Genomic DNA, 18,053 nt, shown 5'->3' with positions numbered 1-18,053 from the left:
ACTACTACTACTGTTGTTGCTGTTCTTGTTGCCAACGGCGCTGCTGTAACCGCTCACCCTCAACCTCACGCTTATTGCGTGCCGACTCATACAATTTGGTTCCTTTGAGCTCAGGGGGTAAATACTCTTGCATCACAAAATGCTCTGGATAGTTGTGCGGATACAAGTAGTCGACGCCATAACCCTGCTCTTTCATTAACTTGGTCGGCGCATTTCTTAAATGTAGCGGCACAGGTAAATTTGCTGTTTTTTCGGCCAAATCCAACGCTTTGTTAATCGCAAGATAAGTACTGTTACTTTTGGCACTGGTCGCCAAATACACTGCACACTGCCCAAGAATAATTCGGCACTCTGGCATGCCCACCGCTTGAACAGAACGGAAGCATTCTCCAGCCAGCAGAAGTGCATTGGGGTTTGAGTTGCCAATGTCCTCAGAGGCTGCAATCAACATCCGACGGGCAATAAAAACGGGATCTTCTCCGCCTTTGAGCATACGTGCCATCCAATACAGGGTAGCATCGGGATCACTTCCCCGAATCGACTTAATAAAAGCCGACACCAAATCATAATGCTGCTCACCCGACTTGTCATAACGGGCGATATTTTGCTGTGCAACTTTGACCACCATTGCATTGGTCACGATATTTTCAACGTCAGGTTCGAAGGTGCCCGCAATGAGTTCAATTAAATTCAAGGCTTTACGGGCATCACCTGCGGCAAACTGCACCAGTGCTTCAAATTCCTCAATCTGAATATAACGCTCTTTTAAAAACTTGTCGTTCTTAATCGCTTGCAGTAATAAAGTTTGAATCGCATCGGCATCGAGCGCATTTAAAGTATAGACCTGACAACGCGACAACAAGGCACTGTTGACTTCAAAAGAAGGATTCTCGGTAGTAGCACCAATGAGGGTAATTTTGCCTTTCTCCACAGCATTGAGTAAGGCATCTTGCTGTGATTTGTTAAAACGATGAATTTCGTCAATAAACACCACAGGTGGCATTAAATCTCCGCCATCGGCAATGATCTCACGGAGTTCTTTAACCCCCGTATTCAGTGCGGATAAGCTGACAAAAGGTCGATCGATCGCTTGCGCCAACAATAATGCAATCGTGGTTTTACCCACACCTGGCGGCCCCCAAAAAATGATCGATGGCAAATGCCCTTGATCAATCATTTGGCGGAGCGGTGCCTGCTCACCCAATAAGTGATCCTGCCCAATAATTTCAGATAAATCACGCGGGCGTAAACGTTCAGGCAGTGGAATATTGCTATCGGACATAGGGCTAAGACTTAAATGCATTCATCGAATGCTTATGTTATGGCAAATTCAGGCAAATGACACAAGCTTTTCATGCAATTTGATTGTGCTTTTATCGGCTAGCGAACCCAACGCACAATATAGTCTTCGATGTCGTTATCCTGAATATCTTCTTCAGAAATACAACGTCCTGCCGCAGACTTTTTCGCTTTCAGAATACTTTGACGTGAGCCCGTGTTCAGATAGTGCCATCTGGGTAAATTTTTACCTTCATGCAGACGGCGGTAAGCACAGCTCGGAGGTAACCAATGAATTGTGTCTAAAAGTTCTGGCGTAAGCTGGATACAGTCGGGCACATGCTGCTTACGATTCGGATAATCTCGACAACTGGCTGTTTGACAGTCCAGCAGTTTACAGGCCACTTTGGTATAGGCGACTTCTTGACTTTCTTCATCTTCAAGTTTCACCAGACAACATAGACCACAACCATCACATAACGCTTCCCACTCTGCTGGGCTTAGCTCAGTTAGAGCATAATGCTTCCAAAACTCTGGTCGTAATTCGTTGGACATGACGCTTGCCGATAAACACAATAGCGTATTATACCCTATAGTAACCGTACTTTTCAGCACCATATAATTTTCAATATTTACATCATATTCATAAACTTAAAATACAAATAGAACACTTTTTAAACAAAAGCAACACAGTGTGTCTGAACCTTGTTTCTATACTAATAGAGTAATAAATAAGAACATCTATGGAGAAAAATTATGTTTCGTTGGGCGATTATCTTCGCAGTGATTGCACTGATTGCAAGTTTACTTGGTTTTGGTGGCGTAGCTGGTTTATCCAAAGACTTTGCGATTATTTTATTGGTGATTGCTGTGATTCTTGCGATTGTCGGATTTTTATCCCGTGGCAAAGTCTAAAGTACGCGACTCTTAATAAAGAAAAAGAAGGATTCAGATCCTTCTTTTTTTATGTGTGCCTTTAAAAATAATTTCTCACACTTCTCATATACATTGGAATATTTTTCAAATCCTTGTAAAACTTTTTATGCTTTAATCAAAGTAGATCATCTATCAGGATTTGAGCATGACAATCAGTATTCAAACTCGAGAAATTCAATATAACGCCGCCGATGGGCAACGCTTAATCGGTTATTTTGCAGCACCAAGCTCTCAAACACCGCATGCAGGTATCATCGTTGCACCCGAATGGTGGGGCCGAAATGAATATACTGAACAACGTGCTCGCGAACTGGCTGAACATGGTTATGCTGCTCTGGCGATTGATATGTACGGTGACAAAAATGTCACCACAGATGCGAAACAAGCCTATGAATGGATGATGCAAACTTTTGCGGATGCAGACACCATCGTCAACCGGGCTCAAGCAGGTTTAGATACGCTTGTTGCCCAGCCTGAAGTGAATGCCGATCAACTGGCGGCGATTGGTTTTTGTTATGGCGGTAAAGTGGTTTTAGACTTAGCTCGCTCAGGCGCACCACTTAAAGCTGTGACGACTTTCCATGCAACATTGGCACCCAAAGCCCCTGCGGTCGAAGGTCAAATTCAAGGTGAAATTTTAGTTTTACATGGTGAGTTAGACAGCATGGTCACGTTGGATGATGTTGCCAGCTTCCGTGAAGAAATGCATGCTGCCAAAGTGGACCATGAAGTCATTATTTTTGAAGATGCGAAGCACGGTTTTAGCAACCCATTGGCCGATGAGCGTGCCAAAGCCAATGGCGTAGACTTGGGCTATAACCCAGAAGCAGAAAGACAAGGGCTAGATGCAATGTATGACTTGCTAGAACGCAATCTCAGTGCTTAACTAGAGCTGAAAAATCAAATATTTGATTTTTCAGATCCAACAGGATACATAATTAGATTTTAGAGGAGATAACAATGACTGAGACCCACTGCCAATATTGTAATTTTGATGAATATGACGTGCTTGATAAAAATGACTTTGGGGTAATTTTGCCCGAACCCAATGCATTGTCTAAAGGTCACTGTGTCATTATCCCTCTACGTCATGTGAGCTCATTTTTTGACATCACCGACAAAGAACGTAAAAGTTTAATGTCTTTGCTGGAACTGGCACGTAATGAACTCCAATTACGTCATCAACCTTCAGGCTTTCATATTGGTTTTAATGACGGTGAAATATTTGGGGATGTATCTGAACACTTACATATCCATATTATTCCACGCTACAAAGACCAAGAGCTAAAACTCGATGCACGTTGGGGTATGACCAAAGACTAAGTTTTTATGGTTTGAAATGGCGCATAAGCGCCATTTTTTATGTGCAAAAACTCGGGCTCAGAAAAGACATTCAGTTATACTAAGTCGAATTTTTTGCTTGTGCCTCAGATGTCCCCTTTCTCTTTTTCAGATGCATTACTGACTTGGTTCGATGTTCATGGTCGACATGACCTGCCATGGCAAGTAGTCGATGATCCCTACAAAGTCTGGGTGTCGGAAATTATGCTGCAACAGACCCAAGTCAAAACCGTACTGCAATACTTCGAGCGTTTTATCGAACGCTTCCCAACCGTTGCAGCTTTAGGGACAGCATCATGGGATGAGGTCGCACCCTACTGGGCAGGATTAGGCTACTATGCCCGAGCACGTAATCTACATAAAGCTGCAGGAGTCGTGGCACGTCAGGGGCACTTTCCTCAAACTTTAGAGGACTGGATTGAACTGCCAGGCATTGGTCCATCTACCGCAGGTGCGCTGATGTCTTTGGGTTTACGTCAGTACGGCGTCATTATGGATGGCAACGTGAAACGCGTGCTCGCACGCTTTTTTGCCATTGAGGATGATCTGAGCAAACCTGTGCATGAACGCAGCATGTGGCAATTGGCCACTGAACTCTGTCCAACTGAACGCAACCATGACTATACCCAAGCCATCATGGATTTGGGGGCAACCGTCTGTACCCCTAAAAAACCGCTGTGTTTATATTGCCCAATGCAGCAACACTGTAAGGCTCATGCGCAAGGGCTAGAAACTGAATTGCCTTTTAAAAAACCGAAGAAAGCTGTGCCTGTGAAGTCTGCCCAAGTTTTGGTACTGCGTCATCACAATCAGTGGCTGTGGCAACAGCGTCCCAATAGTGGACTGTGGGGTGGTTTATGGTGTTTACCTATTTTTGAAAATCGTGATGAACTCATGCAACTGTGCCAAAGTCTAGGACTGAAACAAGTCTCGCAACGCGCTGACATTTCGCATAGTTTCACCCATTTCACTTGGCAACTGGAAGCGCTTTGCTTTGAGGTCGATGCCGACCAACTCGAACATTTAAGTATAGAATTGGCCAGCACATGGATAGACATACAAAACGTCACAGAAATGGGCATCCCAACTGCGATGAAAAAATTGATCTCAGCAATTCAACTGTGACATAGTTGGGTAATCGATTGGGTTCACCCTAGCACTTTAAAATTAGATCACTGAAATAATAAAGGATTGTTCGTGCGTTATTGTTTGCCTCGCCTTTCTGCGCTTGTCAGTTTAAGTTTTGTGATTCTGTTACTCGCAGCTTGCCGTACCACGCCGCCTGCGCCGAGTGGAAGCCAGTTACCTGCCTCACAAGTTCAACAGCTGAAAAACTTGCGTTTAGCTAAGCAGTTGCCTGTACCTGTTCAAGGCATTAAACGTCATGGACTCACAGATACTTGGGGTGCATCCCGCAGTAGCGGACGAACACATGAAGGCATCGACATTCTTGCTCCACGTGGAACAAAAGTTTTTTCTACCACAGAAGGGCTCGTCGCAGACTTACGCAATAACAATTTGGGTGGTAAAGTGGTTTGGATTATGGGGCCAGCAGGCACTTGGCATTACTATGCTCATCTTGATGATCATAAACGTGGCTTAAGTGTCGGTGACTATGTCAAAAAAGGCGACCTGATTGGCTATGTCGGCAATACAGGCAATGCGCGGCATACAGCCCCACATTTGCATTATGGACTTTATTTACAAGGTAAAGGCCGTGGTGCAGTAAATCCCTATCCTTATTTACGTTAACTTTAGGAATTTTTCATGTCAGAAGCGTTGATCAACCGTCTGGTCGAATTTGCTGAATCAGGCAATCAACAAAAAATCATCTTGGCTGGACAAAACCACCAAGGTTGGATCATGGAAATTACTGAAGATGCACTTTTAATCAGCACTGGATTTGCTGAAAAAACAGGAAAAGATGTCTGGATTAATTTTTCCGACCTCGAACACGCCCAATTGTTTTATTGGGACAATCAACACGACCAATGGGCACCTTTCACCCTATAAAAAGATCAGGAGCATGTTCATGACCACTCAACGCTGCGGATGGTGCTCCTCAGACCCACTTTACATCGACTACCATGATCATGAGTGGGGTAAACCGCTACATGATGAAAAGCAGTTATTTGCAATGCTCTGCCTCGAAGGTCAACAAGCTGGGCTGTCATGGATTACCGTTTTGAAAAAGCGTGAACATTATCATCGCCAGTTTTTTCAATATTCCATTGAACAGATTGCGGCTTTAAGTGATACAGACTTAGCCGAAAAAGTCCAAGATATCGGCTTAATTCGCCATATCGGGAAGCTGACCGCCATTCGTGACAATGCGATTGCATGGCAAGCCCTGAAAAAACAAGGCATTAACCCCGTTGAGTGGCTCTGGAACTTTGTCGAGCAACACGCAATCAACAATGATGTCCCTGACTACCGTACAGCACCTGCACAGACACCTCAAAGCCAAAGCATGTCTAAAACCCTAAAAAAACAGGGCTTTAAATTTGTCGGACCCACTACCTGCTATGCCTTTATGCAAGCGGTTGGTATGGTCAATGACCATGAAAATAGCTGTCATTTTAAATAAAAGTACATCAAAAACAGGAAAATAAGGATATAGAATATGACGGATAACACCATTCGTGCCTATGCAGCCTTGCAAGCAGGCGCAGCGTTACAACCCTATCAATTCGATGCAGGTGAACTGCAACCACATCAGGTCGAAGTGCAGGTGGAATATTGCGGACTGTGTCATTCTGATGTTTCGGTCATCAATAATGACTGGAATTCATCGGTCTACCCTGTGGTTGCAGGCCATGAAATTATTGGTACCATCATTCGCTTAGGTTCAGAGGCCAAAGGCTTAAAACTGGGGCAACGTGTAGGTATCGGTTGGACAGCGGAAAGCTGCCAACACTGTGACCCCTGTGTATCGGGTCAACAAGTGCTCTGTACAGGTGGGTCAACAGCAACCATCGTCGGTCATGCAGGTGGCTTTGCCGACAAAGTTCGTGCAGGTTGGCAGTGGATCATTCCTTTACCAGAAGATCTGGATCCTGAGTCGGCTGGGCCTTTGCTATGCGGCGGGATTACTGTTTTTGATCCAATTTTAAAGCACCAAATTCAAGCCATTCACCATGTTGGCGTGATTGGCATCGGTGGTTTAGGCCATATGGCCATTAAGTTACTTCGGGGATGGGGCTGTGAAATTACAGCGTTCACCTCGAACCTCGACAAAACGGAAGAACTCAAGGCTATGGGGGCAGACCATGTCGTAAATAGCCGAGATGTGGATGCACTTAAAGCACAAAGAGGCAAATTCGATCTGTTGCTCAGTACGGTGAATGTCACGCTCAATTGGCAAGCATATTTAGCAACACTTGCTCCGAATGGTACGGTACATATGTTGGGACTGCCCTTAGAACCGATGCAAATTTCCGCGGGTAGTCTAATTGGTGGAGCCAAATCGATCACAGGTTCACCGACAGGATCTCCGGCGGCATTACGCCAACTCCTCAAGTTCGCTGCACGTAAAAATATTGCGCCGCAAATTGAACTGTATCCTATGTCACAGTTGAATGAAGCACTGGAACGGTTACATTCCGGAAAAGCTCGTTATCGTATCGTCCTAAAAGCCGATTTTTAATCCATAAGCGCCTCAAAAGAGGCGCTTTTTTATACCGCTTGTTTGACCAATGTCGAACTGCTGAGTTGCGCTTTCACCCAATCGGCCAACAAGGTGACTGCCGCACGAATATCTGTTGAAAGTTCATGACCTGCATTGAGACGGATACAGTTTTTATAACGCTGCCCTTCACCAAAGACTTCGCCTGGCACAATATTGATGCCATGCTGCTGAGCAAAATAGTACATGTCTAAACCATCAATACATTCGGGCAACTGTAACCACAGCGCATAACCACCTAAGGGTTGATTAATACGTAACTCAACTCCGTTAAAGGCATGCTGAATCATATGTCGGTATTGCTCAACTTGCTGTTTCAAAATCGGCTTTAACTGCTGTAAATGTTCGCGATAGGCACGACTATAAATGAGATCGGCCAGTGCCAACTGCAAGGGTGTATTCACTGTAATATTTTGCATCAGTAACGTAGTCTTCAAATGTGCTAAACGCTGCGGAATACAGAACCAGCCTACGCGATACGCAGTTGAAAGGGACTTGGAAACCGAACCACAGAAAATCACATAGCCCTGCTGATCCCAATACTTAATCGGCAGCGGACGACTCGAGCTGAAACTACATTCACCATAAATATCATCTTCAATCACATAGCATTGATAGCGCGCCGCCAGTTGTGCAATTTTTTCTTTTTCTGCATTGCTTAAGCAAAACCCCAAGGGATTTTGATAATTGGCCGTGAGTAAACACGCTTTTGCGCCTGAACTCTGCATGACCTGCTCTAAACGCTCAAGATCAAAACCTTGGGTATCGGCTGGAATTTCAAGAATTTTTCGCTTTAACCCTGCCAGCATTTGCAACTGACCATTAAAATTTGGGGTCGGTACAATTACACTGTCGCCTTCCTTACTGAGGTGTTGGATCATTACCGACAGCGCAGGCATACAGCCATTGCTGATGTAAATATCATCCTGTGAAATATAAAAGCCATCTTCAGCCCAATGCTCAGACAAAGCCTGTCGCAAACGAATATGGCCTTGCTTATCACTATATAAAAAATCTTCAGGTTGGCTGTGTTTTAAAGCGCGTTGAATGGAGCGACGGAGCGCTTCTACAGGCACATGTTTTGGAGAAAGCTGAATCGCTCCCAAATGGATAAGGCGGCTATTAATGGAAGACTGTTGAATTTCCAGCTGTAGCTCTAAATTGGAAATATCACGCGCTTGGGACTGAAAATCAGGATGTTGTGGTACAGGAATAGATGGGCTGATATTTTTTTGATAACTGACAAAATAGCCCGACTTATTTTTCACATGAATATGGCCCTGCGACTCGAGTAGCTCATAACAGCTCTTGGCGGTATTCAAGCTGACCTTTTGTAAATTGGCAAACTGGCGTAGCGACAACAGTTTTTGCCCTGCGGGTAATTCAGCATTTTGAATTTTTTCAAGCAACTGTGTAGCCAAGCTTTGATACTGAAATGTCATTCATCTGTACCTATTTTTTTAAATTTTATGTATCTGTATCCATTATGCCAACAGAATTATGCTCCTGTCATTCGTTCACAACCATAAATAGGCACTTTTATGAAAAAAATAATCATATCTCTGTTTTGCTTATTGAGCTTATCGGCTTGCCAACCACCACATGTTTCACAGCAGGTACAGCAGCAGCATTTTATTTGTAAAGCACTGATTGAAGGGTTTCTCAAAACTCAAAATTTAACTGATTATCAGTTTTTAAGTTTAGCGCCGAGCTTGACTGAAACCTCGCCCCAACGAACTTATCAATATCGGTTAAACAATGAACGTCAAATGCAGATGAACTTGCCTCGCCAGAAAAATCTACAGTTTCAATGTGACCAAAGCAGTGCTGAAAACTTCAAGATTTCACTCACTGGTGAAGGACATGCCATGCTCAGTTTAATCCAGTTAGACTTACCTAAGGCTTCAACCTTAGAGCTGCTGAATGCTTATCAACAGCCTTAAATTTTAAAACATAAAAGAAGCCCGCATGTAGGCTTCTTCGTATTTGAAATTAACGTAGGACTGCTGGTAAGTGGGCAGGTGTCCCCTCTTGTTCCAGCAATTGATTTTTCATTTTTTGCAGCATTTGATAGGGTTGTTGTTGGACAAACATATTCACAAACTTCAGTGGTATCGATCCCTCAGGGTTGGCATAACCCGAGGTCGAAACCTTGACTTTATTTGGTCCCAGTTTCTGAAAGACCCAATCGCCCTCATAATGATTTAGGCGCACATAATCTGGATTTTTAAAGATGTTTTTATCAATCGCTTTATTTTTAATGCTAATGATGCCCTGACTGTCCTTGGTCATTTTCCCCTGCACCACCAAGTCACGGTCTTTTAAAGGAAAAGGGAAATCCAGCACCATATACAGTTGAAACTCGCCTTTTTTATCATCACGCGACAAAACTTTCACACTGCCCATATATGGCACCCATTTCACTGCATGGTCAACATCTAAGATCAGTGACACTGCTTTTTCAATCGGCACATCAAACGTGGTTTCTGCCTTATATAAAAAGACTGGGTTCTGCGCATTTTGATAGGTCCAAACTTTAATATTATTCTTATGAATACTGAGTTTGGCTTGATCCATAGGTTTGGCTTGTGCTGTCGTCATCACGGCAACAACACAAGCCATATACATGACTTTTTTCATTCTATTCTTCGTCTTATTTTCGTTTTTTATCTTGTTTTTATGGCGAATGAAACAGGTTCTTAAACTTGAATGTCGTTAAAACCCAGTACATCTTTCATGTCATATTTACGTGCTTCACGTCCTACCACCCAAGCCGCAGCACGTACCGCACCCGAAGCAAAATTCATACGGTTGGTTGCTTTATGAGTAATTTCAACACGCTCACCATCGGCAATAAACATAGCCGTATGTTCACCGACAATATCGCCACCACGAATGGTTTGGAAACCAATACTTTGACGCTCACGTGGTCCTGTATGACCTTCACGGCAATACACCGCATCGGTTTTCAAGTCACGCCCTAAAGCACCTGCAATTGCCTCACCCATCATCAACGCTGTACCTGATGGTGCATCGACTTTATGACGGTGATGCGCTTCAATCACTTCAATATCCACGGTGTCGCCAAAGACTTTCGAAGCTAATTCCAACAGTTTAATCGAAACGTTGACCCCCACAGAATAGTTGGCTGCATAGACCACAGGTGTTTGAGTCGCAGAGTCATCCAAATAGGCTTTTTGTTCGTCATTCATGCCCGTAGTCCCAATGACAATGGCAACTCCAGCTTCACGACAAATTTTTAAATGCTGAACAGTCGCTACCGGTGCAGTGAAATCAATCACCACATCACAATCTCTCACGATCGCTTCAAGACTGCCCACCACCTTCACGCCTAGGCTACCAATGCCTGCAAGCTCACCGGCATCCGCACCAACCAAAGAGCTTTCAGGGCGTTCCACTGCTGCAGTCAGTTGATAGCCTGCTTCATGTACCGCTTGAATAAGGATGCGACCCATACGACCGCCGGCACCTAAAACACCAATGCGTGGAGCTGCTGACATAACATATTCCTAATCTAGCTTCAAAATTGCTCTTACTATAGCAAAACTGATTGCCCAGACTAAGGTTTGTTGGCCATTTTCATCGAAAAAATCGCTTTATTTTCAGGCATGCTTTCTCTAGCTTTTCACAAATTTGCAATCAATCTTACGCAGACTAGGTTCGCGTTTAAAAACTACTTTAAAATGAGGAAAATAGAATGAAAGCAAAGGTACTTTTTCTAGCGATGGCGTTTGGGGGGAGTTGGGCACAGGTTCAGGCTGAACCCGCTGTTCAAGCAGGCGACACCTTAGAAAGTTTGTCACAGGTAAAGATCACCACCAGTACACATCCCAAAGCGCAGGTCGAGCAACAAGTACCAGCCACTGCACCTATGGCAGAAGAAATGGTGTCAGTCGAAGAGATCGATCAACCTGAGCTGCCAGCAGAAGTGCAATAACATAAAAAAAAGCGGGAAAATCTTCCCGCTTTTTTCAATCTTATTTAACAGATATGACGTTTTATCAGTCAAACAGACGGTCAAAGAAAGATTTTTTCTTCGGTGATGATTTGTGATCATCACCATCCAAGGTTTCTTGCAACTCTTTTAACAACTCACGTTGACGTGCTGTTAAGTTGACTGGTGTTTCAATCACGATACGGCAGAGTAAGTCACCTTGCATACTGGTACGTACAGGTTTAACTCCTTTGCCACGTAAACGGAACATTTTACCCGTTTGTGTGCCCTCAGGAATCTTCAAACTCACACGACCTTCAAGTGTTGGGATTTCAATTTCTTTACCCAAAGCAGCATCGGCAATGCTCACAGGGACATCCATATACAGGTCTGCACCATCACGTTGGAAGATTTCGTGCTCACGCACCACCACTTCTACATACAAGTCGCCTGACTGACCATCACGAATCGCTTCGCCTTTACCCGTTAAACGAACGCGGTCACCGTTGTCGACGCCCGCAGGAATCGTCACTTCTAAGGTTTGTTGACGGTCTTTAACACCTGAACCATGACAGGTATTACATGGGTTCTTAATGATTTTACCCTGACCGCGACAGGTGCTACAGGTCTGCTGTACAGAGAAGAAACCTTGCTGCATGCGAACCTGACCTGCACCATGACAAGTTTTACAGGTTTCAACATCGTTCGGGTTTTTAGAGCCCTTTCCATCACAGGTTTCACATGGCGCTGGTGCTGTAAACGTGATGGTTTTCTTCACCCCTTTTACCGCTTCTTCCAACGTCAGTTCCATCACATAACGCAAGTCTGAACCACGACGCGCACGCTGTTGACCACGACCACCGCCGCCGCCAAATGCACCACCGAAAATGTCACCGAATTGACTGAAAATGTCTTCTGCGCTGAAACCACCACCGAAGCCGCCTCCGCCGCCCATACCACCTTCAAAGGCTTGATGCCCCATACGGTCATACATGCTGCGCTTTTCGCTATCCGATAAAACTTCATAAGCTTCAGCCGCTTCTTTAAATTTCTCTTCAGCTTCAGTATTGTCAGGGTTGCGGTCCGGATGATATTTCATCGCCAACTTACGGTAGGCTTTTTTAATTTCATCATCACTAGCGGTTTTAGCAACACCTAAAACCTCATAATAATCACGTTTAGCCATGTCTGGCGATGCTCCTCACGGAATTTATTTAATACTCAACTGTGGTCTGAAATTGGGTTCAAACCAAGTTTTACAAGGGGATGTTTGAAAAAAAATCAGTAGAATTAGAAAACTGCTTTATTTTTCAAAAATTTAGATAGGCCTTTAAACCACGCATTTAGAAGAAAGAGAAATGCGATACAGCTAAAAATCACACCTGCAACCGTGCATCCAGTCACCCACAATGCACTGTCCCAAGTGAAGAAAATAAGAGGAATAAACCACAATGCTGCAAATAACGCCAAAATACTATAAATCACGATATTGCGCATCACCCAAAGTGCTTGCGCTTGTAACCACACTTCAGCATGATCAATTTGCGTGACTTTTCGGGCATACCAATAGGAAAATGCGCCACTAATCACAGTAAACAAAGCCAAAAACATGAAGACATAAGAAATCGCGATAGAACGGCGATACTTGGTTACATTGTCTTGCATCATGCGTTTAACCTCATTTGCCACATCGTTTATTTTTTAATGTGTAGCAAAAACTGCTTTATAAAAATGCCATAAATTTCAGGTGCTACTATATTGAAATTTTCAACGTTTCGCACCTGATATTGGCATAAATTTACAGCTTATGGCTAATTTTTTTTACTTTAAACCACTGCGCGTACAAGGCCGGTAAAAAGAACAGGGTTAAGAGCGTCGCCACAATCAGTCCGCCCATGATCGCAACGGCCATCGGTCCAAAGAAAATACTTCTAGACAATGGGATCATCGCCAAAACTGCTGCCAATGCCGTCAGCACAATTGGACGACAACGTCGCACCGTCGCATCGATGATCGCATCCCATGATTCATGCCCTGCTTGAATGTCTTGCTCAATCTGATCAATCAAGATCAGCGAATTACGCATGATCATGCCCGACAAGGCAATGGTACCCAACATTGCAACAAAGCCAAAAGGCTTATTGAACAACAGCAGGAACAACACCACACCAATTAAGCCTAAAGGTGCGGTAAGCAGTACAATTGTCGCACGCGACATACTGCGCAGTTGAATCATCAGCAAGGTCATGACCACGGCCAAGAACAAAGGCATGCCCGCTGCAACCGATTTACCACCACGTGCAGACTCTTCCACGGTACCACCCACTTCAACCAAATAACCATTTGGCAATTCTGCACGCAGCTGATCCATCTGTTCAGCCATTTCATCCACTACAGTGGCAGGCTGTAATTTGGTTCGAATATCTGCACGCACCGTAATGGTCGGTAAGCGGTTACGGTGCCAGATTAATCCATCTTCAAAACCATAATTAATTTTCGCAATTTGCGCGAGTGGCACTGTGCCACCACTTGAGGTTGGAATAGCCAGACTGGAAAGGGACTCTACTTCAGCCCGTTCCGCTTGGTCTCCGCGTAAGCGGATCTCAATCAGTTCTCGCTTTTCACGGTATTGGTTAATCGTGGCACCCGAAATAGAACTGTTCAAGAAATTGGCTAAATCTAAACTAGACACCCCCATTTGGCGGGCACGGTCTTGATCAATCTCTAAGCTAATCACCTTACTTGGCTCACCCCAGTCAAGGTGTACATTCGTTGTGTTCGGGTTTGTGCCAATAAGCGCAGCTACTTTGTCCGCCCAGGCGCGAACCTGTGTCAAATCTTCACCTGATACCCGATACTGGATTGGATAACCAACAGGTGGCCCATTTTCAAGCAGAGAAACGCGAGTACGAACATCTGGCAGTAACTGACGGATTTGTGTATCTAAAGACTTGCGAATTTCATTTCGATCATCCAATGAAGAGGCCAAAACCACAAACTGTGCAAAACTTGCCTGTGGCAGTTGCTGATCGAGCGGTAAATAAAAGCGCGGTGAACCTGTGCCCACATAAGCCACATAGTTATCAATCCCCTTTTGCTTCGATAGGAACTGTTCGACCTTTTTCACTGCATTTTCAGTTGCGGTTAAAGATGCACCTTCCTCGAGTTTTAAATCGACCAAAATTTCTGCGCGATTCGAAGGCGGGAAGAATTGTTGTGGTACCAATTTAAACATGAGCACCGAGAGCACAAAGATACCAACCGTTGTCGCAATGACCGTTTTTCGATAAGTCACACACAGATTGACCCAACGACGAAAACCTTGATAGAACTTGGTTTGATAGGGATCATGCTGCTCACCAGGATGATGCACCGTTGACTGTGGCTCAGGCTGCTTGCGCAATCGTGCCCACAACCGGCTATACCACGGTGCTTTTTGGATGAGATCCTTATTGAAATCAGGCAATAATTTGTCGCCCAAATAAGGTACAAACAATACAGCCGCAAACCACGACACAATTAAAGCAATGGTCACCACTTGGAAAATAGAACGCGTGTATTCACCTGTACTTGAGGCTGCTGTTGCAATTGGCAAAAAGCCCGCAGCGGTAATCAATGTTCCCGTCAGCATTGGGAAGGCCGTGGTTCGCCACGCATGCCCCGCGGCTTGTAGCCGACTATAGCCCTGCTCCATTTTAATGGCCATCATTTCGACTGCAATAATGGCATCATCAACCAACAGTCCCAGTGCTAAAATCAAAGCCCCCAACGAAATTTTATGCAAGCCAACATCAAAAATATTCATGCCTGCAAAGGTCATCGCTAAGACCAGTGGAATGGAGAATGCCACCACCAGCCCAGTACGGAAACCCAGTGAAAAGAAACTCACTAGCAGGACAATAATGACCGCTTCTGCAAGCACTTTCATAAATTCGTTGACACTGCGCTTCACCGCAACTGGCTGATCTGAAACTTTTTTCAGCTCCATCCCCAAAGGCAAAGTTTTTTGCAGATTAGAAAACTCAGTCTCTAGGTTTTTACCCAAAGCCAAGATGTCGCCACCTTTACGCATCGAGACCGCAATCCCGATACCATTTTCGCCCATAAAACGCATACGGGGTTGAGCTGGCTCACTAAAGCCTCGATAGACATCAGCAACGTCACTAAGCTGGATGGTTTTTCCATTGACCAAGAGTGGCATACGTTGCAGTTCTGCAACGCTTTTAATCTGCCCTGTGACTCTAAGTTGAATGCGGTCAGACTTCGTTTCAAAGAAACCTGCACTGGCCATGGTATTTTGCTGTTGCAACGCTTGTTGAATAGCTGTGACGGGAATACCTAACTGCGCAGCTTTGGTGTTGGAAATTTCAATCCAAATTTTTTGGTCTTGTAAACCAACAAGGTTCACCTTAGCCACATCTTTGACACGTTGTAGTTGTAACTGTAAGCGGTCGGCATATTCTTTCATCACCGCATAGTCAAAGTCTTTACCAGTCAATACATAGATATTACCGAAAGTGTCACCAAACTCATCGTTAAAGAAAGGACCCTGAACACCGTCTGGGAGTTCATGCTTAATATCATTGACTTTTTTACGAACATCATACCAAACATCAGGTATTTCACTCGAGCGCATGGCATCACGTGCCACAAAAGTGACCATGGACTCGCCAGGTCGTGAATACGCCATAATACGTTCGTATTTACCCGTGGTCATCAGTTCTTTTTCAATACGATCTGTGACTTGTTCCGATACCTCACGCGCAGTTGCACCAGGCCAGTATGTCTGCACTACCATGACTTTAAAGGTAAAAGGCGGGTCTTCACTTTGAGCAAGTTTGGAATAAGACACCACCCCAATGATCCCGAGTAACAACATAAAATAGAGGATCAAACCTTTATTTTTAAGTGCCCATTCGGACAGGTTGTAGTTCATGCTTAACTCCCTGCCGCAATCTGGACCGCTTTGTTATCACGGCTAATCGGTTTAATTTTCTGTTTTTCACGTAGTAAATGGACTCCGCCCACCACCACATAGTCTTTTGGCTGTAACCCTGAGCGAATAGTGACCGTATCGCGACCATACTCGCCAACAACCACAGGCACCTTACGAATACTGTTATCGCTGTTTACCACCCAGACATAGGCATTTTTCCCGCTCGCTGAAACACTGGCTAACGGCACACTCAGCACATTGCTTTCAGTTGAGCTGAAAAACACTCGTGCACTCTGTCCCAGTTGGATCGTATTTTGCCCTTCACGCAAAGCCACTTTGACACTAAAAGTTCGTGACTGATCTGCGGCAGGCGAAATTTCGCGGACGTAGGCAGCAAAACGCTCATCGGGTTTAGACCACAAGGTTACGATTGCATCCTGTCCAACTTTAATCTGAGCAATGGCTTGTTCAGGCACACCAATCACCACTTCACGATCGCCTGAAATGGCCAGTTGAAAAGCTGGTTGTCCTGCTGAAATCACCTGCCCAATTTCAATATTACGCTCGGTAATCACACCGTTTTTATTGGCGATCAGTTGGTTATAACTGGTTTGGTTTTGCGTAACGTTATAATTGGCTTGAGCTTGTTTTAAGCTCGACAGTGCGGCTTTGTATTGATTTTCAACGCTGTCATACTGTGAACGACTCACAGCATTACTCGGTAATAATTGTTTAAAACGTTTGAGTTCATCCTGTGCATTTTTTTCAGCCGCTTGGGCACTTTCTAGCTGTGCTTTGGCTGCATTGAGTTGTAACTGAGCATCTTGCACATCTAAACGCGCTAAAACTTGCCCAACTTTGACTTGGTCACCCACATCGACCAGACGCTCCGTGACTTGTCCCCCCACGCGAAAGGACAGCGCCGTTTGTTGGCGGGCTTGCACTTCGCCTGCATAGCTTTTTTGTTCTAGATGCGTGGTATTCGGTTGGCTCACCATCACCAAAGGCACCGACTCTGGTTCGGTCGTGTCTTTGCTACATCCCCACAAGGTGATACTACACACCACCATCATACTTGCCACAAGGGTCTGAATTTTGCTCATGAAGTCTGCTCTTCTTCCATAACCACCAATTAATCAGGCACAATATCCAGGCTTAACTTGGTTATTTTTTAATTAATATACTGCATAGCACACTAATTAAAGATATGCTCAGATGTAAATGACTTTTTGAACTTTTTTTTAGGAAAATGTGTGCAAGCTTCAGCAGGACGTCCCAAGGATTTAGAAAAACGGCAACGTATTTTGGAGGTGGCACGTCAGTTGTTTTTACAACATGGCTACCACGGCTCTAGCATGGACCATATTGCCAAGGAAGCGCACGTCACCAAACTCACGGTGTATAACCATTTTCAGGACAAAGCCAATCTGTTCAGTTGTGCAATTGAGGAAACCTGTGAAAAGCTCATGCTAGGTCGTTCATTTAAATTACAACGTGCCGAAGACTTTGTGCCTATGCTTGAACAGATCTGCGCACTATCAATGCATATTATTAACCTACCTGAGGCCATCAAGCTGGAGCACCTGTTATTACAACTGGCCGCTGAACAAAACCCATTGCTAGAGAACTTCTATAAAGCCTCTCATCTCAAAATGCGGGCGATTTGGGAACAGTTCTTTGAGCAAGCTCAAGCTTTAGGGGTTCTTCGGTTTGAGCAAGTCAACGAGGTCATCACCTTATTAATGTCTTTGCTGTTTGGATATCGTCACCAAGAAATGTTACTGGGAATGAATGAGGTGCCAAATGCTGAACAACGCGAGCAACTGATCCAAGAAGCCATTGCGATTTTTTTATTAAAATACCCCATCCAGCATATGGGATCGTAGCTGACTGGATTTATTTGTAATAATTAATTCAATCAC

At 44.4% G+C, this 18,053-nt stretch carries 20 protein-coding genes; 11 read left to right on the top strand and 9 right to left on the bottom strand.

Annotation, left to right across the window (positions count from 1 at the left end; genetic code table 11):
• Window positions 1-7: 7 nt before the first annotated feature.
• Both CDG62_RS03205 and CDG62_RS03200 read right to left on the bottom strand, forming a co-directional pair.
• Window positions 8-1,282, bottom strand: a complete 1,275-nt coding sequence (locus CDG62_RS03205) for a replication-associated recombination protein A (protein WP_087526732.1) — start codon at window positions 1,280-1,282, stop codon at window positions 8-10.
• A gap of 98 nt (window positions 1,283-1,380) precedes the next feature.
• Window positions 1,381-1,833 carry a YcgN family cysteine cluster protein gene (locus CDG62_RS03200; protein ID WP_087526626.1) on the bottom strand — a complete coding sequence of 151 codons (453 nt, stop codon included), beginning with the start codon at window positions 1,831-1,833 and terminating at the stop codon, window positions 1,381-1,383.
• Window positions 1,834-2,034: 201 nt separating this feature from the next.
• On the opposite strand from CDG62_RS03200, the gene CDG62_RS03195 reads away from it, so the two are divergent.
• From CDG62_RS03195 to ahr, 8 genes are all read left to right on the top strand, one after another.
• Window positions 2,035-2,193, top strand: a complete 159-nt coding sequence (locus tag CDG62_RS03195) for a DUF1328 domain-containing protein (RefSeq protein ID WP_004647174.1) — start codon at window positions 2,035-2,037, stop codon at window positions 2,191-2,193.
• A gap of 166 nt (window positions 2,194-2,359) precedes the next feature.
• Window positions 2,360-3,100: a dienelactone hydrolase family protein gene (locus CDG62_RS03190; protein ID WP_087526625.1), complete on the top strand. Its 741-nt coding sequence runs from the start codon at window positions 2,360-2,362 to the stop codon at window positions 3,098-3,100.
• 74 nt (window positions 3,101-3,174) lie between these two features.
• Complete coding sequence (locus tag CDG62_RS03185; RefSeq protein WP_087526624.1) at window positions 3,175-3,537, top strand: HIT family protein; 363 nt, start codon at window positions 3,175-3,177, stop codon at window positions 3,535-3,537.
• 108 nt (window positions 3,538-3,645) lie between these two features.
• Window positions 3,646-4,680, top strand: coding sequence for an A/G-specific adenine glycosylase (gene mutY, locus CDG62_RS03180; RefSeq protein ID WP_087526731.1), 1,035 nt, complete (start codon window positions 3,646-3,648; stop codon window positions 4,678-4,680).
• An 84-nt stretch (window positions 4,681-4,764) separates the two neighbouring features.
• The gene (locus tag CDG62_RS03175; protein ID WP_171405727.1) at window positions 4,765-5,307 is read left to right on the top strand and encodes a M23 family metallopeptidase; all 543 of its coding nucleotides are present in this window, start codon (window positions 4,765-4,767) and stop codon (window positions 5,305-5,307) included.
• 15 nt (window positions 5,308-5,322) lie between these two features.
• Complete coding sequence (locus tag CDG62_RS03170; RefSeq protein ID WP_004691836.1) at window positions 5,323-5,568, top strand: hypothetical protein; 246 nt, start codon at window positions 5,323-5,325, stop codon at window positions 5,566-5,568.
• A 19-nt stretch (window positions 5,569-5,587) separates the two neighbouring features.
• A complete protein-coding gene (locus tag CDG62_RS03165; protein ID WP_087526622.1) occupies window positions 5,588-6,142 on the top strand; it encodes a DNA-3-methyladenine glycosylase I in 555 nt (184 codons plus the stop codon).
• Between the two features lie 36 nt (window positions 6,143-6,178).
• On the top strand, window positions 6,179-7,201 hold the full coding sequence (gene ahr, locus CDG62_RS03160; protein WP_087526621.1) for an NADPH-dependent aldehyde reductase Ahr: 1,023 nt from the start codon (window positions 6,179-6,181) through the stop codon (window positions 7,199-7,201).
• A 29-nt stretch (window positions 7,202-7,230) separates the two neighbouring features.
• On the opposite strand, the gene CDG62_RS03155 is transcribed toward ahr, so the two are convergent.
• Complete coding sequence (locus CDG62_RS03155; RefSeq protein ID WP_087526620.1) at window positions 7,231-8,682, bottom strand: PLP-dependent aminotransferase family protein; 1,452 nt, start codon at window positions 8,680-8,682, stop codon at window positions 7,231-7,233.
• Between the two features lie 99 nt (window positions 8,683-8,781).
• Between CDG62_RS03155 and CDG62_RS03150 the strand changes: the two genes are divergently transcribed.
• Entirely contained in the window at window positions 8,782-9,183 is a 402-nt protein-coding gene (locus CDG62_RS03150) for a hypothetical protein (RefSeq protein WP_087526619.1), read from the top strand.
• A gap of 49 nt (window positions 9,184-9,232) precedes the next feature.
• On the opposite strand, the gene CDG62_RS03145 is transcribed toward CDG62_RS03150, so the two are convergent.
• Together CDG62_RS03145 and dapB are read right to left on the bottom strand one after the other, a co-directional pair.
• A complete protein-coding gene (locus tag CDG62_RS03145) occupies window positions 9,233-9,880 on the bottom strand; it encodes an START domain-containing protein (RefSeq protein WP_087526618.1) in 648 nt (215 codons plus the stop codon).
• A 59-nt stretch (window positions 9,881-9,939) separates the two neighbouring features.
• Window positions 9,940-10,761: a 4-hydroxy-tetrahydrodipicolinate reductase gene (dapB, locus tag CDG62_RS03140; protein ID WP_087526617.1), complete on the bottom strand. Its 822-nt coding sequence runs from the start codon at window positions 10,759-10,761 to the stop codon at window positions 9,940-9,942.
• A 197-nt stretch (window positions 10,762-10,958) separates the two neighbouring features.
• Here dapB and CDG62_RS03135 point away from each other — a divergent pair, with 197 nt between their 5' ends.
• Window positions 10,959-11,198 carry a hypothetical protein gene (locus CDG62_RS03135; RefSeq protein ID WP_087526616.1) on the top strand — a complete coding sequence of 80 codons (240 nt, stop codon included), beginning with the start codon at window positions 10,959-10,961 and terminating at the stop codon, window positions 11,196-11,198.
• 64 nt (window positions 11,199-11,262) lie between these two features.
• Here the strand turns inward: CDG62_RS03135 and dnaJ are convergent, their stop codons facing one another.
• The 4 genes from dnaJ to CDG62_RS03115 form a co-directional block, all read right to left on the bottom strand.
• The gene (dnaJ, locus tag CDG62_RS03130; protein WP_087526615.1) at window positions 11,263-12,381 is read right to left on the bottom strand and encodes a molecular chaperone DnaJ; all 1,119 of its coding nucleotides are present in this window, start codon (window positions 12,379-12,381) and stop codon (window positions 11,263-11,265) included.
• 104 nt (window positions 12,382-12,485) lie between these two features.
• On the bottom strand, window positions 12,486-12,863 hold the full coding sequence (locus CDG62_RS03125; RefSeq protein WP_087526614.1) for a hypothetical protein: 378 nt from the start codon (window positions 12,861-12,863) through the stop codon (window positions 12,486-12,488).
• A gap of 130 nt (window positions 12,864-12,993) precedes the next feature.
• A complete protein-coding gene (locus CDG62_RS03120; RefSeq protein ID WP_087526613.1) occupies window positions 12,994-16,131 on the bottom strand; it encodes an efflux RND transporter permease subunit in 3,138 nt (1,045 codons plus the stop codon).
• Between the two features lie 2 nt (window positions 16,132-16,133).
• Window positions 16,134-17,234: an efflux RND transporter periplasmic adaptor subunit gene (locus CDG62_RS03115; RefSeq protein WP_087526612.1), complete on the bottom strand. Its 1,101-nt coding sequence runs from the start codon at window positions 17,232-17,234 to the stop codon at window positions 16,134-16,136.
• A gap of 150 nt (window positions 17,235-17,384) precedes the next feature.
• Here CDG62_RS03115 and CDG62_RS03110 point away from each other — a divergent pair, with 150 nt between their 5' ends.
• Window positions 17,385-18,017: a TetR/AcrR family transcriptional regulator gene (locus tag CDG62_RS03110; protein ID WP_087526611.1), complete on the top strand. Its 633-nt coding sequence runs from the start codon at window positions 17,385-17,387 to the stop codon at window positions 18,015-18,017.
• Window positions 18,018-18,053 lie beyond the last annotated feature (36 nt).

This window comes from Acinetobacter sp. WCHA55, from assembly GCF_002165305.2.
Taxonomy (GTDB): domain Bacteria; phylum Pseudomonadota; class Gammaproteobacteria; order Pseudomonadales; family Moraxellaceae; genus Acinetobacter.
Note: the sequence above shows the minus strand (reverse complement) of the source record. Positions and strands in the feature narration are given on the sequence as shown.

Bases quoted from the DNA above. Each gene is read 5' to 3' on its own strand.
- CDG62_RS03185 (WP_087526624.1), top strand. From the start codon at position 3,175: ATGACTGAGACCCACTGCCAATATTGTAATTTTGATGAATATGACGTG.
- ahr (WP_087526621.1), top strand. From the start codon at position 6,179: ATGACGGATAACACCATTCGTGCCTATGCAGCCTTGCAAGCAGGCGCA.
- CDG62_RS03115 (WP_087526612.1), bottom strand. From the start codon at position 17,234: ATGAGCAAAATTCAGACCCTTGTGGCAAGTATGATGGTGGTGTGTAGT.
- CDG62_RS03120 (WP_087526613.1), bottom strand. From the start codon at position 16,131: ATGAACTACAACCTGTCCGAATGGGCACTTAAAAATAAAGGTTTGATC.
- CDG62_RS03145 (WP_087526618.1), bottom strand. From the start codon at position 9,880: ATGAAAAAAGTCATGTATATGGCTTGTGTTGTTGCCGTGATGACGACA.
- CDG62_RS03150 (WP_087526619.1), top strand. From the start codon at position 8,782: ATGAAAAAAATAATCATATCTCTGTTTTGCTTATTGAGCTTATCGGCT.
- CDG62_RS03125 (WP_087526614.1), bottom strand. From the start codon at position 12,863: ATGATGCAAGACAATGTAACCAAGTATCGCCGTTCTATCGCGATTTCT.
- CDG62_RS03200 (WP_087526626.1), bottom strand. From the start codon at position 1,833: ATGTCCAACGAATTACGACCAGAGTTTTGGAAGCATTATGCTCTAACT.
- CDG62_RS03135 (WP_087526616.1), top strand. From the start codon at position 10,959: ATGAAAGCAAAGGTACTTTTTCTAGCGATGGCGTTTGGGGGGAGTTGG.
- dapB (WP_087526617.1), bottom strand. From the start codon at position 10,761: ATGTCAGCAGCTCCACGCATTGGTGTTTTAGGTGCCGGCGGTCGTATG.
- mutY (WP_087526731.1), top strand. From the start codon at position 3,646: ATGTCCCCTTTCTCTTTTTCAGATGCATTACTGACTTGGTTCGATGTT.
- CDG62_RS03190 (WP_087526625.1), top strand. From the start codon at position 2,360: ATGACAATCAGTATTCAAACTCGAGAAATTCAATATAACGCCGCCGAT.
- dnaJ (WP_087526615.1), bottom strand. From the start codon at position 12,381: ATGGCTAAACGTGATTATTATGAGGTTTTAGGTGTTGCTAAAACCGCT.
- CDG62_RS03195 (WP_004647174.1), top strand. From the start codon at position 2,035: ATGTTTCGTTGGGCGATTATCTTCGCAGTGATTGCACTGATTGCAAGT.
- CDG62_RS03155 (WP_087526620.1), bottom strand. From the start codon at position 8,682: ATGACATTTCAGTATCAAAGCTTGGCTACACAGTTGCTTGAAAAAATT.
- CDG62_RS03205 (WP_087526732.1), bottom strand. From the start codon at position 1,282: ATGTCCGATAGCAATATTCCACTGCCTGAACGTTTACGCCCGCGTGAT.
- CDG62_RS03170 (WP_004691836.1), top strand. From the start codon at position 5,323: ATGTCAGAAGCGTTGATCAACCGTCTGGTCGAATTTGCTGAATCAGGC.
- CDG62_RS03165 (WP_087526622.1), top strand. From the start codon at position 5,588: ATGACCACTCAACGCTGCGGATGGTGCTCCTCAGACCCACTTTACATC.